Below are 15,688 nucleotides of genomic sequence, written 5' to 3'. Positions count from 1 at the left end.
GGTGCGGTGCGCACGGCGGAACGGCGCCGCACGCACCGCACGTGTCCACCAGTTGACTAATCGCGGACGGACCCCTTGAGCGTTCCCAGACAACGCGCCTACAATCGGGAACGTCTCTATTGATGGCAACCCAAAGGGGAGTTTCATTATGCTCACGAACGAGTACGTCAAGCGCGTCTACGCGCAGGTCGAGAAGCGTGACGGCGACCAGCCGGAGTTCCTGCAGGCCGTGCAGGAGGTCTTCGAGAGCCTGCAGCCGGTCGTCGAGAAGCATCCGGAATACGAGAAGGCGGGCGTGCTCGAGCGCATCGTCGAGCCGGAGCGCGTGGTCAAGTTCCGCGTCGCCTGGACCGACGACGAAGGCAAGGTGCAGGTCAACCGCGGCTACCGCGTCCAGTTCAACTCCGCGATCGGACCGTACAAGGGCGGCCTGCGCTTCCACCCGACCGTCAACGAGGGCGTCATCAAGTTCCTCGGCTTCGAGCAGATCCTCAAGAACTCGCTGACCACGCTGCCGATCGGCGGCGGCAAGGGCGGCTCCGACTTCGACCCGAAGGGCAAGTCCGACGCCGAGGTCATGCGCTTCTGCCAGGCCTTCATGACCGAACTGCAGCGCCACATCGGCCAGTTCACCGACGTTCCGGCCGGCGACATCAACGTCGGCGCCCGTGAGATCGGCTACCTGTTCGGCCAGTACAAGCGCATCCGCGACGAATACTCCGGCGTGCTCACCGGCAAGGGTCTGGAGTTCGGCGGCTCGCTCGCCCGCACCGAGGCCACCGGCTACGGCGTCTGCTACTACACGCAGGAGGCGCTGCGCGTACTGAAGGGCGATTCCTTCGCCGGCAAGACCGTCGTGATCTCCGGTTCCGGCAACGTCGCGATCTACGCGACCGAAAAGGCCGAGCAGCTCGGCGCGAAGGTCGTCACCGTGTCCGATTCCAACGGCTACGTCTACGATCCGGAAGGCATCAAGGTGGACGTCGTCAAGCAGATCAAGGAGGTCGAGCGCGGCCGCATCAAGGAGTACGCGGAGCGCGTGCCGGGCGCCGAATACCACGAGGGCTGCAAGGGCGTGTGGACGGTGCCGTGTGACATCGCCCTGCCGTGCGCCACGCAGAACGAGATCGACGAGGAGTCCGCGAAGGCGCTCGTCGCCAACGGCTGCAAGACCGTGTGTGAGGGCGCGAACATGCCGTCCACGCCCGAGGCCATCGCCGTGTACCAGGAGAACGGCCTGCTGTACGGCCCGGCCAAGGCCGCGAACGCGGGTGGCGTGGCCGTGTCCGCTCTGGAGATGAGCCAGAATTCGTACCGTCTGTCCTGGACCTTCGAGGAGACCGACGCCAAGCTCAAGGGCATCATGGAGTCGATCGTCGCCAACTCGCTGGCCGCCGCGAAGGAGTACGGCCACGAGGGCGATCTGATGCTCGGCGCGAACGCCGCCGGCTTCGTCAAGGTCGCCAACGCCATGGTCGCCCAGGGCGTGCTGTGACGCTCTGACCGCACGGAGTCTGTAAGCCCGGTGGTTCCGAGTGGAGCCACCGGGCCCTTTTGGTTTGCCTTTATCCCCCGATTCTCAAGCCATGACAATCGGGGGATAAAGGGAAGGAGGCTACAGCAGTTCCAGCGTCACGTCGAGCGTGAGCGGCTGGTCGGCGGGCACCTGGAACTCGTCGTGCACGGGCGCACCCCACGTGTCGTCGCCGCCGACGCCCATCTGGGCGGCGAGCAGGCGCAGGAACGTGTGGCGCACCGGCGGCAGCTCGTTCGGGTGCGTCGCGTCTTCAATCATCAGCGAGCTGTACGGCAGCAGGCTCACCGCGAACGGCTTCGCGTCGCCGCCGCGCGAGGCGCCCGCGGTCACGCGCATGCCGCGGCCGTCGGCGTCGGTGATCTCCGCCCAGCGCACGCCCTCATGGTTGCCAGTCTCCTGCGGCACGAGGTACGGCGCGAAATCCTCCGCGGCGGTACGCTCGTACACGCCGAGCTTCGCGCCGTGCACGCGGTCGGCGTACGTCTCTTCCGGCCCGTAGCCGTAGAAGCGCAGGTGATCGTACTGCGCGGGCAACATCCATTCGAGTCCGAACGCGGGCAGCGTGGCCGCGCCGGTCTCGCCCGGGTATTCGACGCTCAGGTGCACGCGCATCCTGCCGTCGACCTTGTAGTTCACGACGACGGGCGTGTGCGCGGCGTCGGCGAGTTCGTAGTCGTAGCGCGCCTTGAGCCCGTGACCGCACGGCGTCGGCTCCACCGACGTGCCGGTCACGCGCGCGTACCGTCCGGCCGCGAACCACTGCGCGCGGTCGAATCCGGAACCGTTGCCGCGATCGTTGTCGGTGAGCGGACGGAACGTCGTGAGGTTCGGACGGCGGATGACCATCTCGCGCGCGCCGCGACGGAACGACACGATGCCGCCCTGCGTCTTCGAGAGGATGACCTCGGTTCCGCTCGCGTCGTCGTGGACGCCGGCGTTGAATCCGTCCGCCACGACGACGGTCTGCGAGCCGCAACCGCACTGCTGCTTCTGCGGCGCGTCGTCACCTGCGATCGTGACGGTCGACCGCCCGAACGTGATCTCGTATCCGGCGGGCGCCCAGTCGGTGGGCGCGGCGAGACGCTGATCGACCTCGTACGTGACTTCCACGCCGCGCGCGCCGGCGCCGCTCACGTCGACGAGTTCCGTGACCGGCGGGAACGCGATAGCCTCGTACCGCGATTCGCCGGCAGGCACGTCGAAGCGGTAGTCGGCGCTCCAGCGTTCGACGCCGTCGACGAGCACGCGCGCGGTGAACAGGGCATCGGCGGTGGAGACGAACAGGTTGTCGTTGGTGACGGTCACGCCGTGCGCGTCGGGCGCGAGCTTCACGTTCGCGTACAGCTGCTTGACCTCGCGGATCTTCGGGGATTCGCTGCGGTCGGCGAAGACGATGCCGTCGCCGGCGAACTCGTAGTCGTTCGGGCGATCGTCGAAGTCGCCGCCGTAGGCGAGGCGCTCGGTACCGTCGGGCAGACGCTGGAACAAGGCCTGATCGACGTAGTCCCAGATGAATCCGCCCTGATACTTCGGGTACTTCTCCAGCGCGGTGTACAGGTGCAGGCCACCAGTGGAGTTGCCCATGGAGTGCGCGTATTCGCAGGAGATGTACGGTTTGGCGTCGTCGCCGAGGTAGCGTTCCTCGATTTCGGCGGGCTTGGCGTACATACGGCTCATCACGTCGGAGACGTCGTTGAATTCCTGCTGCCAGAACACGCCTTCGTAGTGGACCGGGCGCAGTGGGTCGTTCGCGTGCACGAAATCGTACATCGAGCGGAACACGTCACCGCCGAACGATTCGTTGCCGAGCGACCAGATGACGACGCTCGCGTGGTTGTAGTCGCGCGCCATCATGCTGCGCGTGCGGTCGACGCACGCCTCGCGCCACTCGTCGCGGCTCGCGGGCACGGCCAGGTCGGGCGTGAGCACGTCGCCGGGGGAGGTCCAACTGCCGTGCGTTTCGAGGTTGGTCTCGTCGATGACGTAGATGCCGTACTCGTCGCACAGCTCGTACCAGCGGCTCTGGTTGGGGTAGTGCGAGGTGCGCACGGCGTTGATGTTGTTGCGCTTGAAGCAGCGGATGTCGTTGACCATGACCTCTTCGGACACCGTGCGCCCGGTGCGCGCGTCGAATTCGTGGCGGTTGACGCCCTTGAACACGATGCGCTTGCCGTTGAGCTTCATCAGTCCGTCCTCGATGGCGAAGTGACGGAATCCGATGCGCTGCACCGCGGCTTCGACGAGCGTGCCGTCGGCGGCGGTCGCGTCGAGTTCCAGCGTGTAGAGCGTGGGGGATTCGGCGCTCCACGGCGCGACGTCGGCGACGCGCGTGTTCCACGCGGCGATGCCGTCGTCGACCGTCAGTGTTTCACGTGAAACCACGGCACCGGCGGCGTCGCGCAACGTCGCCGCGAGCATGTCGCCGTCGGCGACGCCCGCGACATGCGCGACAACGGCGAGCGCGCCGGCGCCGGTCGCGTGGTCGTAGTCCGCATCGATCTTGAGGTCGCCGACATGGACGCGCGGGTGCGCGGCGAGTTCGACGGAACGGAAGATGCCGTGCATGCGCCAGAAGTCCTGATCCTCCAGCCAGCTGGCGGAGGAGAATTCGAAGCAAGCGACGGCGAGCGTGTTCATGCCTTCGCGGATGGCATCGGTCACGTCGAATTCGCTCGGCGTGAAGGAGTCTTCGGAATAGCCGACGAACGCGCCGTTGAGCCACACGGCGATCGCGGTGGCGGCGCCGTGGAAGGTGAGGGTGACGGTGCGGTGGTCGCGGATCGCCGCGGCGGTCTTCAGCGAGGGCGAGAACGCGCGGCGGTACAGCGCGACGTGGTTGTGTTCGGGGATGGCGGGGGCGATCGGGGCTTCATGGCCAGACCACGGATACTGCTGGTTGACGTACTGGTGGCGCAGGAATCCCTTGACTTCCAGACAGGAGGGCACGTCGATGTGCTCGAAGCCCGCGGCGTCGAAGTCGGGCTGGGCGAAGTCGGCAGCAGCGAGGGCGTCGACGCCGTACTCGGCGAGGTCGACGACCTGCACCCACCAGGCGCCGTCGAGGCTCTGCTTGAGGTCGGATTCCTCGTGCGGGGCCGGAGCGTGGTCATAGAAACGGTGGCTGGAGTGCGCGTCGAGCCGGTTGACGGCGAACACGCGCGGGTTGACGAGCCACGCAGGGGAGAACTGCGCGGCTGCGGTGGCGGTCTGGCTGGTCATATTGCGGTGCCTTTCTTTCCTTCCGGTGCCGACCACAACTACGTGACCGGTCACACAGAAATAAACATTTACTAAATATAGCGGCGGCGCGCCCATGCCGCAACCGTCACCGCGCCCGAGTGTCACCACGCCCCAGCACCTCGCCGCCCTCACTCCCATCCCCATCCCCACACCCACACCCATTCCCACACCCATTCCCACACCCATTCCCACACCCATTCCCACACCCATGGTGCGGTAAACCGCACCATGGGAGTGGCGTCATTCCAACGTTTCCCACCAGGGGATTACCGCACCATGGGAGATAGGGAGGGCACCAAGGGTGACACACAGCCAACACGCAGCCAACACGCAGCCCACGCCACCGACCTGCCACCGACCTGCCACCAACACGCCACCGACACGCCGAGAGTGGCGTGCCGGCGGATGTGCGACGTACGTCGGAGAGCGCAGCGCCGCACCTCATTCGCAACCACACCGCAACCGCTCGGCAGCCGCCTGACTGCCGCCCGGACCAACCACAATCGAACATGCCGTGAGCCGTTGCGTACGTAGGCGTGAACGGTATCAAATAACACTATCAGTGTTCATTTACGCACCATTTTGGTAACTTTTTCATAACATGTTTAGTTACGGTTTTACTTACATCACGTAATGCACTAGATTAATCACCTAGCAGATTCGAACAACACCGTTCGGACGCGAACGCCCAACAACGTCGAAAGAAGGTATACGGTGTCCACCGCAGCCGCCGAACCAACCCAGAAAATCAACAAGGGACGACTCGCCGCCTATGCAGTCGGCAACTTCGGCCAGGCCCTGTTCTACAACGCGCTGAGCACCTACTTCGTGGTGTACGCCACCACCTCGCTGTTCGCCGGCGTCGACAAGGCCCTCGCCGCCAAGCTCATCGGCGTCATCACCTCGCTGGTGATGATCATCCGCATCGTCGAGATCTTCATCGACCCGCTGCTCGGCAACCTCGTCGACAACACCACCACGAAGCTCGGCCGCTTCCGCCCGTGGCAGTTCATCGGCGGCACCATCTCCGCGGTCCTGCTGCTCATCATCTTCACCGGCATGTTCGGTCTGGTGAACGTGAACACCACCGCGTTCATCGTCACGTTCGTCGTCGTGTTCATCGTGCTCGACGTGTTCTACTCGCTGCGCGACATCTCCTACTGGGGCATGGTCCCGGCCATCTCCTCCGACTCGCACGAGCGCTCCATCTACACCTCCGCCGGCACGCTGACCGGCTCGATCGGCTACAACGGCCTGACCATCGTCGTCATCCCGATCACCACGATGTTCTCGATGGACCACACCACCCAGACGCAGGGCGGATGGACCGCGTTCGGCATCATCTGCGCGCTCATCGGCATCCTCACCGCGTGGACCGTCGGCTTCGGCGTCAAGGAGAAGGACAGCGCCCTGCGCAAGAAGGCCGAGGCGAACGGCAACCCGCTGCAGGCGTTCAAGGCCCTCGGCCAGAACGACCAGCTGCTGTGGACCGCACTCTCCTACCTGTTCTACGCGTTCGCGAACGTCGCGACCGGCGGCGTGATGGTGTACCTGTTCAAGTACGTCGTCAACCGCTCCGACATGTTCTCCATCACCGGTGTCATCCCGGTCGTGGCCGGCCTCTGCCTCGCCCCGCTCTTCCCGATCGTCACCAAGCGCATCCCGCGCCGCTACGTGTTCCTCACCGGACTCGCGATGATGGCCGTCGCCTACATCCTGCTCATCGCAGCCTCGCAGAACATCGTGGTCGTCATCATCGCGCTCGTCCTCTTCTACACGCCGCAAACGCTCATCCAGATGACAGCCATCCTGTGCCTTGAGGACTCCGTCGAATACGGCCAGCTCAAGACCGGCCGCCGCAACGAGGCCGTCACGCTCTCCGTGCGCCCGATGCTCGACAAGATCGCCGGTGCCCTGTCCAACGGCTTCGTCGGATTCGTGGCCGTCGCCGCCGGCATGATCGGCACCGCCACCGCCGCCGACATGACCGACGCGAACATCGCCACGTTCGAAGGATTCGCGTTCTGGATGCCGCTCGCGTTCATCGTGATCAGCTTCCTCACGTTCTTCTTCGGCGTGAAGATCAGCGAGAAGGCGCACGCCCGCATCGTCGCCAAGATCGAGGCGGACATGGCCGACGACGGCGAGACTGAATACGGCAAGGAGATCGCCAAGGCCGTGCTGCTCGGCAAGGAGATTCCGTCGGCAGCGCAGCGCAACGCCTGACATCGGCGACGGAAATCCCCGCGATGTGATGAGGCCCCTTCCTGCGCGAAGGGGCCTCATCACATCGCGGATTCGCACATCATGCGCTACGATAATGCAAGGTAACGCACAGTAATGCACGTTTACCACAGACCTAACGGCGGGCTGCGGCGAACGACTACGACGACATAGCAACGGCAGGTACGAGACAGCGATCATGGTCACGATCAAGGAAATAGCACGGCAGGCGGGATTCTCACCGGCGACGGTCTCGCGTCTGCTCAACGGCGATCCGACGTTCTCCGTCAAGGAGGAGACCCGACGCAAGATCTTCGAGGTGAGCGCACGCCTCGGCTATGACGTGCAGGAGAAGCACGGCATGCCGGCGCTGCGCGACATCGCCGTACTCGACGCACTCAGCAGCAACGAGGAGCTGCAGAACGCGTACTTCGCCGAACTGCGCGACACGCTGCTCGCCACCGCCAACCAGCGCAACGTCACGCTCACCTTCCACACGGACATCGAACGGCTCATCGCCGACGCCGACCAGTACGACGGATTCATCGCCATCGGTCCGGAAATCCAACCGCACGAGAGCCTCGAACGACTACACGACGTGCTGCCCCACGGCGTGTTCATCGACGTGAACCCCGCGCCGAACCTGTTCGACTCGGTGCAGCCCGATCTCGCGCAGACCATGCTCGACGCGATCACCGAAGCGCGCGGACGCGGCATGGAGCGTATCGGGTTCATCGGCGGATCCGGGCACATGATGGGCACCTACCAGTACCCCGAAGACACCCGCACGATGGCCTACCGCAACTGGTGCGAACGTCTTGGTCTCGACATCACCGGGATATTCTTCGTGGGCGGCAGGACCAGCGTGGAGACCGGCCGGGAGCTCGGCAGGAGGGTCGTCACCGAACTGGGTACGACCCGCGAGCAGCTGCCCGACTGCTTCATCGTCAGCGCCGATCCGATCACCGTGGGCGTATTGCAGGAGTTCACACAGGCCGGCATCGTCGTGCCGCGCGACGTGGAGCTCATCTCCGTCAACAACCAGTCGATCGCCCGCTACACGTCGCCGCCGCTGACCACCTACGCCATCGATCTCAAGGCCATGGCGAACACCGCGCTCCTGCAGCTCATGGAATCGGTAAGCTACGGCGGCGAGACCCGCCGCCACACGTTCCTGACCACCAAGCTCGTCGTCCGCGGCAGCTTCACCCCGGCCGGGAAGTAGCCCTGTCGGGGAGTATGGGAGGCCATTGGCCGTGGCAATGTTTCGATTCGGCCATTCACAGGAACATGGCCATATAGATGGGCATGACCTCGACTTTGTCGCCAATCGTACCGAAATTGCCCGGAGCCAGTTTGATGCCGTGGGTAACGCCATGGTTCTCGATCAGCGACTGCATGGACTTCGCCTTGCGGTTCTGCGAGGCCTTCACCTCCACGGCGGTCGCTTGCCCCTCGTAACGGATGAAGAAATCCATTTCCAACGAGTTGTTCCTCTCGTAGTAGTACAGAGGCTTGCCGTTCTTCGCGAACATGTCGCCGACGATATTCTCATATACGGCACCCTTGTAGATACCGAGATCGCCGTTCAGAATGTCCTTCTGGGAACCGTCTTCCAGCATCGCGACCAACAATCCAGTATCCCGCATATACACCTTGAACTTCGTATTGTCCGCGTTGCCTTCGAACGGCAATTCGGGCGAGGTGAGCTTATAGCAGAAATTGATGATACCGGCGTCATACAGCCATTGCAGGCTCCCGCCATACTTGCGCGCACTCGATTTTGGCTCCACTACAGCGTAGGAGAACTTCTTGGAGTCACGCGCCAGCTGCTTGGGAATGGACAGGAAGCACGCCCTCGCCTTGGCTTTCTCGCTGCCAACGGCGTATTTGGCGATGTCATTGCCGTATTCGGCGAGGATGTCGCGCTGCACCTGCAGCACCTTTGAGAAATCATTGGTGTCGACGAACCGCTGCACGGCCTCCGGCATGCCTCCGACGACGACATATTGTCTGAAAAGCCGCATCATACGTTCCTGCACGGCCTCGGGAACCTGCTCGCGACGGTCGAAGAAACCTTTCAGATACGCGACGACGTCGTCACCCAGCCCCACGCCCCATAGGAACTCTCTGAAATCCAACGAATGCATCTCCGCGTGGTCCACATATCCCACCGGAAATGATGAGATCTCCCGATATGAGATGCCCAGCAACGAACCGCTGGCGATGACATCGGCCCTGCCATCCATGGTCAGAAACTTCAGCGAGGTGATGGCGTCCGGACAACTCTGTATCTCATCCAGAAACAGCAGCGTCTTCCGTTCCGTGAAATCAGTCCCGGGGAAAAACAGAGACAGTTGAGCGAAGATGGACGCGGCACCATGATCGCCGGAGAAAATCGCCTTGTACTCAGGATGCTCTTCGAAATTCAGCGTGACGACCCGCTCATAGTGGGCTTCTCCGAAATGCTCGATGGCATACGTCTTACCCACCTGACGAGCGCCTTGCACTATCAGACTCTTATGATGAGGATCCGCGTTCCATTGTTCAAGTTCGTCGCTGATCTTCCTCCTGAGCATTACTTCCCCTTTCCGCACTCTCGGCCACGACGCCCATCATCATATCAATATGCATTTTTTTCGTGGGGAAAATATGCATAAGATGCATATTTTCCCCACGAAAAAAATGCATGTAGCTCCCTTGGTGTGAACCTGCACGGTTCAGGGCATGACCTGCACGATTGGGTAGATAACCTGCGCAGTCCAAGCCCCAACCTGCGCACAGGGGTGCTGAAAGAAGCTCTCCGCACGGCGTTGGGACATGTACGTCATATCCTGAAAAGCCCGGAATACCAAGGAAACTCCCGACACCACCCCATCCGGCGCAAACCAGCCTTCACGACCCCTATGCGCAGGTTCGCCATCGGATTGCGCAGGTTCATGCTCCAACCGCGCAGGTTCGCCATCGGATTGCGCAGGTCCGAGACCGGACCGCACAGGCCGACGAATGGGAGCACCGAGCGGGCGAATCGGCCGTCAGTTCTCCGGAATGAAGTCCCACGGCATGCGGCGGGCGGCGAGCGCGAACACGAACAGCGCGGCGAACCCTATCACGGCGACGCGCAACGGGCCGTCCGCAGCCGCAACGGATGAGACCGTTCCCGCAACCCCCGAACCGGACCCAGCCGCCACATACCCGACGATCGCGGCGACCGTCAACGCGCCCAGTACCAGCGTGCGCGCGGCGTAGAACACGGCCCGACGCGCCCCGTGCCGCGCGACCGTCTCAATCGTCATGTGCGTGAACATGCCTCCGAACGTCTGCCCATGATGCGCGAGCGGCACCAGCAGTTCGAACACGAGGAACGCGAGCGCGGCGACGGCCGGCGCAATCGCGTTCATCCAGTCGACACCCACCGTGACGCGCCCGCCGAACAGCGCGAAATCGCCGTTCGCGAGCGGCGCCGCCACATGGTGGAACAGGAACACGGCGCCGAGCGTCAGCGGGAAATACGTGGCGACGACGAGCGCCATATCGATGATGAACGTGACCGCCCGGTGCAGCGCACCGGGCCGCGCGTTCACATGCGAATCGTCCGGAACGGCCGTCTGCGGCACCCACATGACGGACAGGCGCGCGATCGCCCAACCGACGAGCGCGCCGAGCGTGTTCGTCATCAGATCGTCGACGTCGAACTGGCGGTAGGCGCACGGGTACAGTCCCCAGAATCCGGTGAGCTGCGACGATTCGATGAACAGCGATACCAGAAATCCCGCCGGCAGCACCGCCCACCATCGCCAGCGCAGCCACCGCGACAGCACGAAACCGAGCGGCACGAAGAACGCGACGTTCATCACCAGCTGCAGCAGGCCGTACAGGCCGCCGTATCGCAGGTCCGTGATGAACATCAGCGGGTCAAGCTGCGGCGCGTAGGAGCCCGCGTACGTCGCGCAGAACGTGTCCGGATCGTCCGGCATCGGGTAGAGCGTGAATGCGACGAGTCCGGTGAAGTACAGCACGCTCAGATAGGCCGCGCCGACCGACAGCGCGCGTAGGCGATGGTAGCGGTGGTACAGTCCGGCGAGCATCGGCAAGGTGAGCACGGCCGCGACGAGCGGCCACAACAGCAGCGCGATGGTGAACGACGTGGAGAAATACGATAGATACCCGAGCATCGCGCACCACTATAGCCGCGTACATGGCCGCAATCTCAATGGCGGCTGAACGTTCGCCGCATGCGGCGGCGATGGGGGTACCGCCATTTACCATCGCAACGGAGAAACAGATGTACCACGTTGTGAAGGAGCGCAACCATGACCGCCCATCGACCCACGATCTATGACGTGGCCGAGCGCGCAGGCACGTCCTACGCGACGGTTTCGCGCTACCTCAACGGGCGCGCCGGCGTCGCCCCGAAAACGGCCGAACGCATCGAACAGGCCATCCGCGACATCGACTATTCGCCGAGCTCGACCGCGCGCTCCCTCGCGCAGCAGCGCACGCAGCTCATCGCGCTCATCATCCACGTGTCATCCACCGATGCCGCCTACGACCCGAACACCATGGAGATCATCGCCAGTGCGAACGCGCGCGCCACGCGCGAAGGCTGGCAGCTGGTCACGCTGCTGAGCGAAAACGACACGTCCCGCGCCAACATCGAACGTCTGGTCTCGGGCGGGTTCGCGGACGGCTATCTGCTGTACACGCTGCAGGACGACGATCCGCTGCTGCCGTTGTTCGCACGTCGCTCGATCCACGCGGTGATCTCCGGCACCGGGTACCTGCACCCGATGCCGTGCCCGGCCGTGGATGCGGACAACACCGGCTCGATGCGCGAGTTGGTGCGGTACGTGCTCACCGGGGAGACCGGCGGCGGCGCGCATGGTACGTCGGACACCGCCGCGGGCGGTTCGCGCAGGCTGCGCCGCACGCGCCCCGCCTACATTTCCGGTCCGGTGAACATGCCGGGCGCGCCGGAACGGCTCACCGCGTTCAACGAGATCGTGAGCGAACTGCTGCCTGACGAGCACGACATCCCCGTGTACTATTCGCCGGATTGGCGGCAGACGAGCGCCGCTGCAGCGGTGCGCGCATGGCATGAGGACGGTGTGCTCACCACGCGCGACGCGGTGATCTGCGCGAACGATACGCTTGCCGTGGGCGCGATCGAGGAATTGCATCGTCTGGGGTACGAGGTGCCTGGCGATGTGGCGGTCTCCGGGTTCGACAACAGTTCGGCGGCGACGTCGATCACGCCGCAATTGACGACGGTCGACCAGCATATGGAGCGACGGGGATGGGTGATGGCCGGAATGGTCATCGATGCTATCCGCGGTGCCAGTGACGCCGCGAAGCCCGGAGAAACCGTGCTGATCGCCACCGACCTGGTGGTGCGCGCCTCCGCGTGACGTGGTGCGCCATCCGCGTGACGTGACGCGCCATCCGCGTGACGTCACGTGGCGTCGCGTGACGTCGCGTGACGTCGCGTGGCGTGACGCGGCCGCGCGACGCGGAGTCACGCGTCCCATGGTGCGGTAAATTCCCCATGGTGCGGTAACGATTAATGGCTTGATTCCAACGTTATGAAGGAATTGTGTTACCGCACCATGGGGATTGGACGACGGCATTCCGTCAGGCGGATCAGCCCTCCTTGACGGTGAAGCCCTGATCGTTGCCGTACTTGACCAGCGCGTCCTGGAAGGCGGCGAGGCCCTTCGGCAGCGTGGTGGACTTGTCGGTGTAGGCCTTGCCCACGTAGTCGCCGTAGATGGTGTTCGCCTGGCCGGCGTAGGGGAGGAACTGGAAGCTCTCGGTCACCTGGTTGGCGGCCTCGGCAAGCACCTGGTTGTAGTCCTGGTCGCCGAAGTAGGCACGCACTTCATCGGAGCCCTTGAGGAAGTCGGCGTCCTTGAGGGTGGCCTTGTCCGCCGGGAAGGCGCCGCCGTCGGTGCGGATCTTGATGCCGTCCTTGTTGTGGTTGGCGAACTCGATGAACTTGAACGCGGCGGCCTGGTTCTTGGAGGAGGCGGTCACGGCCAGCGCGGAGCCGCCGTTCTCGCCGTTGGACGGCTTGGAGGCGTCCCAGTTCGGCTGCAGGGCGACGCGCATGTTGCCCTTGGCGGCCGCGGAGTTGGAGACCAGGTTGGCCGGCATCCACGCGCCTTCGAAGATGGAGGCGATGGTGCCGTCGCCGATGCCGCGGTTCCATTCGTCGGCCCACGTGGCGACCTTCGTGTTGATGAGATCCTCGTCGATCATCTTCTGCCAGAACTCGGCGACGGTCTTCACCTTCGGATCGGACTTGAAGTTGATGGTGACGTTCTCGCCGTTGGACTCGTACGGCTTGGCGCCGGCCTGCCACAGGAAGGCGGTCATCACCTTGATGTCGCCGGTGTCGGCGGTGATGTAGTACTCGCTGCCGAGGGCGTGGATCTTCTTGGCGGCCTCGTAGTACTCGTCCCACGTCTTCGGAACCTCGGTGACGCCGGCCTTGTCGAACGTGGCCTTGTTGTAGAACATGGCCTGCGGGCCGGAATCCATCGGCAGCGCGTACACGCCGTCGTTCAGGCTCACGGAGTTCCACGTGCCGGGCGTGTAGAAGTCCTCGTAGCCCGAGGTCTTGTCCTTGATGTTCGCCAGCTGGCTCTGCTCGCCGATGACGAATTGCGGGATGGTCATGTATTCAAGCTGGACGACGTCAGGAATGCCGCTGCCCGCCTGGATCGCGTTGTTGAGCGAGGTGACGGTGGTGTCGGCCTTGCCGGTGTTGTTGAAGTCGATCTTGATGTTCGGGTTTTCCTTCTCGAACGCCTCGATGACCGGCTTGAGCGTGGGCTCCCATGCCCACAGGTTGAGCGTCACGTCGCCGTTCACATCACCTTCGGCGCCCTGGCTCTGGTCCGAGGAGGAGCCGCACGCGGCCATCGGGATGAGCATCGCCGCGGCACCGACCACCGCCACAGCCTTCTTCACTGAAAACTTCATGATTGTCCTTTCCCTTCCTTGGGGATTGCCACCGGCCGTCACGTTGCGCCTTCACCAACGTGTGACCGGTTACACTTTGGAGTATACTCAGATACGTGACCGGTCACTAACCGCGTGTCGCACACGGCCGACGATGAAGTCCGCGGAGGCGGCGCGGCGCGAGTAGGCGCGAAACACGACGCAGCGTCACGCCGACGCGACCGGAACCACGATGTAGACAGGGAGGGTATCACCTACGATGGTAACTGTGGCAGCAGTATCGAAAAGACCGACCATCCGCGACGTGGCGAAACTGGCCGGCGTATCCTACGGAACCGTCTCGCGCTATCTCAACGGCAGCGATCACGTCTCCGAACGATCGGCCACACGCATCGCGGCCGCCATCGAACAGACGCAGTACGCGCCGAACAACGCCGCCCGCTCGCTCGCGCAGCAGCGCACGCTCACCGTCGCGCTCATCATTCAGGTCGAATCGAACGAGACGATCGTACAGAACAGTGTGTCGGAGGCGATGGCCGGCGCGAATCTCGTGCTCGGCGACGCGGGCTACCAGATGCTCACGCTCATCGCCAACAGCGAGGCGTCGACGCGGCGCATCACGCAGCTCGTCAACAGCGATTTCGCCGACGGCTATCTGCTGTTCTCGATGAGCGAGGACGACTCCCTCGGCAACGCGTTCCTGCACACCGGCAAGCCGGTCGTGCGTTCCGAAATCAGCGACCGCGGCGACCTGCCCTATCCGGCGGTCGATTTCGCCAATCGTGAGGGGCAGCGCGACGTCACACGGTATATGCTCGACAAAGGACGGTCGCGTCTCGTCTACGTGTGCGGCCCCGGCTATTCGCCGACGTCGCTCAACCGTCTCGAAGGATTCAAGGACGCGCTCGGCGAACGGTTCGACGAGCGTCAGGTCTACTACGCGGACGATTGGGAGACGTACAGCGGCGAGATGGCCGCCGTCGAGTACCAGCATATGCTCGGGAAGATCGACGGGTTCGTCTGCGCGAACGACAGCATCGCGATCGGCGTGCTGAACCAGCTGACGCGCTTCGGCTACCGCGTTCCCGACGACATCGCCGTCACCGGTTTTGATGATTCCCCGTTCGCGGTGATGACCAATCCGAAACTCACCACCGTGCGGCAGGATTCCAAGGCTCATGGCCAGTCCATGGGCGAACTGCTGCTCGACATGCTGCGTGGGGAGACCGTCGACGCCCATTACGTAAAGCTGCTGCCCACACAGATCGTCGAACGCCAGTCGGCGTGATGGTCGCCCATCCTTCCCACCTTCATCCACCTCACCACACCTCATCCACCTCACCACACACCTTCACCCCCCCCCTTCGCACCACCACCCTTCACACCCCTTCACACCACCCCCCCTTCTCTCCCATGGTGCGGTGAAATCCCCATGGTGCGGTGGTCGAAAACCGCGTAATTCCGGGGTTATGGAGAAAGTGTGTTACCGCACCATGGGAGAAGTGGGTTCCACGTATGGGGGTTACACGTGTATGGGGCAACCACATGGGAAACCACATGGGGTACAAAATAGGGCCGGGGATGGATTGTTTCCATCCCCGGCCCCTACTTGCGGTTGTGCCTGCGCTCACTCCTTGACGGCGCCGGCGGCGAGGCCGGATTGCCAGTATTTCTGCAGCATCAGGAACGCGATGACCAGGGGGATGATGGTGATCAGGGAGCCGG

Annotated in this window: 9 protein-coding genes and 1 pseudogene; 5 read left to right on the top strand and 5 right to left on the bottom strand. The window is 63.7% G+C overall.

Features of this window, described 5'->3' with window-relative positions:
* Positions 1-148: 148 nt before the first annotated feature.
* Complete coding sequence (gene gdhA / locus BFAL_RS01360) at positions 149-1,495, top strand: NADP-specific glutamate dehydrogenase (protein ID WP_055426664.1); 1,347 nt, start codon at positions 149-151, stop codon at positions 1,493-1,495.
* A 120-nt stretch (positions 1,496-1,615) separates the two neighbouring features.
* Here gdhA and lacZ read toward each other — a convergent pair whose 3' ends face one another.
* A complete protein-coding gene (lacZ, locus tag BFAL_RS01355) occupies positions 1,616-4,756 on the bottom strand; it encodes a beta-galactosidase, LacZ type (RefSeq protein WP_055426663.1) in 3,141 nt (1,046 codons plus the stop codon).
* A gap of 735 nt (positions 4,757-5,491) precedes the next feature.
* On the opposite strand from lacZ, the gene BFAL_RS01350 reads away from it, so the two are divergent.
* Both BFAL_RS01350 and BFAL_RS01345 read left to right on the top strand, forming a co-directional pair.
* Positions 5,492-7,003 carry a glycoside-pentoside-hexuronide (GPH):cation symporter gene (locus BFAL_RS01350; protein ID WP_082440248.1) on the top strand — a complete coding sequence of 504 codons (1,512 nt, stop codon included), beginning with the start codon at positions 5,492-5,494 and terminating at the stop codon, positions 7,001-7,003.
* 196 nt (positions 7,004-7,199) lie between these two features.
* On the top strand, positions 7,200-8,225 hold the full coding sequence (locus tag BFAL_RS01345) for a LacI family DNA-binding transcriptional regulator (RefSeq protein WP_055426662.1): 1,026 nt from the start codon (positions 7,200-7,202) through the stop codon (positions 8,223-8,225).
* A gap of 55 nt (positions 8,226-8,280) precedes the next feature.
* On the opposite strand, the gene BFAL_RS01340 is transcribed toward BFAL_RS01345, so the two are convergent.
* Complete coding sequence (locus tag BFAL_RS01340) at positions 8,281-9,579, bottom strand: ATP-binding protein (protein WP_055426661.1); 1,299 nt, start codon at positions 9,577-9,579, stop codon at positions 8,281-8,283.
* Between the two features lie 456 nt (positions 9,580-10,035).
* On the bottom strand, positions 10,036-11,175 hold the full coding sequence (locus tag BFAL_RS01335; protein WP_055426660.1) for a VanZ family protein: 1,140 nt from the start codon (positions 11,173-11,175) through the stop codon (positions 10,036-10,038).
* Positions 11,176-11,313: 138 nt separating this feature from the next.
* Between BFAL_RS01335 and BFAL_RS01330 the strand changes: the two genes are divergently transcribed.
* Positions 11,314-12,408: a LacI family DNA-binding transcriptional regulator gene (locus BFAL_RS01330; RefSeq protein ID WP_055426659.1), complete on the top strand. Its 1,095-nt coding sequence runs from the start codon at positions 11,314-11,316 to the stop codon at positions 12,406-12,408.
* 232 nt (positions 12,409-12,640) lie between these two features.
* Here BFAL_RS01330 and BFAL_RS01325 read toward each other — a convergent pair whose 3' ends face one another.
* A complete protein-coding gene (locus tag BFAL_RS01325) occupies positions 12,641-13,984 on the bottom strand; it encodes an ABC transporter substrate-binding protein (protein ID WP_055426658.1) in 1,344 nt (447 codons plus the stop codon).
* 247 nt (positions 13,985-14,231) lie between these two features.
* On the opposite strand from BFAL_RS01325, the gene BFAL_RS01320 reads away from it, so the two are divergent.
* Complete coding sequence (locus tag BFAL_RS01320; RefSeq protein ID WP_236691615.1) at positions 14,232-15,251, top strand: LacI family DNA-binding transcriptional regulator; 1,020 nt, start codon at positions 14,232-14,234, stop codon at positions 15,249-15,251.
* Between the two features lie 339 nt (positions 15,252-15,590).
* Here BFAL_RS01320 and BFAL_RS10525 read toward each other — a convergent pair.
* Positions 15,591-15,688: pseudogene (locus tag BFAL_RS10525) on the bottom strand (carbohydrate ABC transporter permease); the annotation flags it as partial.

Source organism: Bifidobacterium aesculapii (assembly GCF_001417815.1).
In the GTDB taxonomy this organism is placed as follows: domain Bacteria; phylum Actinomycetota; class Actinomycetes; order Actinomycetales; family Bifidobacteriaceae; genus Bifidobacterium; species Bifidobacterium aesculapii.
The sequence above is the reverse complement of the archived record's forward strand: the minus strand, read 5'-3'. Positions and strand labels throughout refer to the sequence as shown.

What these genes read in the sequence shown, in the direction of transcription:
- gdhA (WP_055426664.1), top strand. Translation starts at nt 149, where the DNA reads ATGCTCACGAACGAGTACGTCAAGCGCGTCTACGCGCAGGTCGAGAAG.
- lacZ (WP_055426663.1), bottom strand. Translation starts at nt 4,756, where the DNA reads ATGACCAGCCAGACCGCCACCGCAGCCGCGCAGTTCTCCCCTGCGTGG.
- BFAL_RS01345 (WP_055426662.1), top strand. Translation starts at nt 7,200, where the DNA reads ATGGTCACGATCAAGGAAATAGCACGGCAGGCGGGATTCTCACCGGCG.
- BFAL_RS01340 (WP_055426661.1), bottom strand. Translation starts at nt 9,579, where the DNA reads ATGCTCAGGAGGAAGATCAGCGACGAACTTGAACAATGGAACGCGGAT.
- BFAL_RS01335 (WP_055426660.1), bottom strand. Translation starts at nt 11,175, where the DNA reads ATGCTCGGGTATCTATCGTATTTCTCCACGTCGTTCACCATCGCGCTG.
- BFAL_RS01330 (WP_055426659.1), top strand. Translation starts at nt 11,314, where the DNA reads ATGACCGCCCATCGACCCACGATCTATGACGTGGCCGAGCGCGCAGGC.
- BFAL_RS01325 (WP_055426658.1), bottom strand. Translation starts at nt 13,984, where the DNA reads ATGAAGTTTTCAGTGAAGAAGGCTGTGGCGGTGGTCGGTGCCGCGGCG.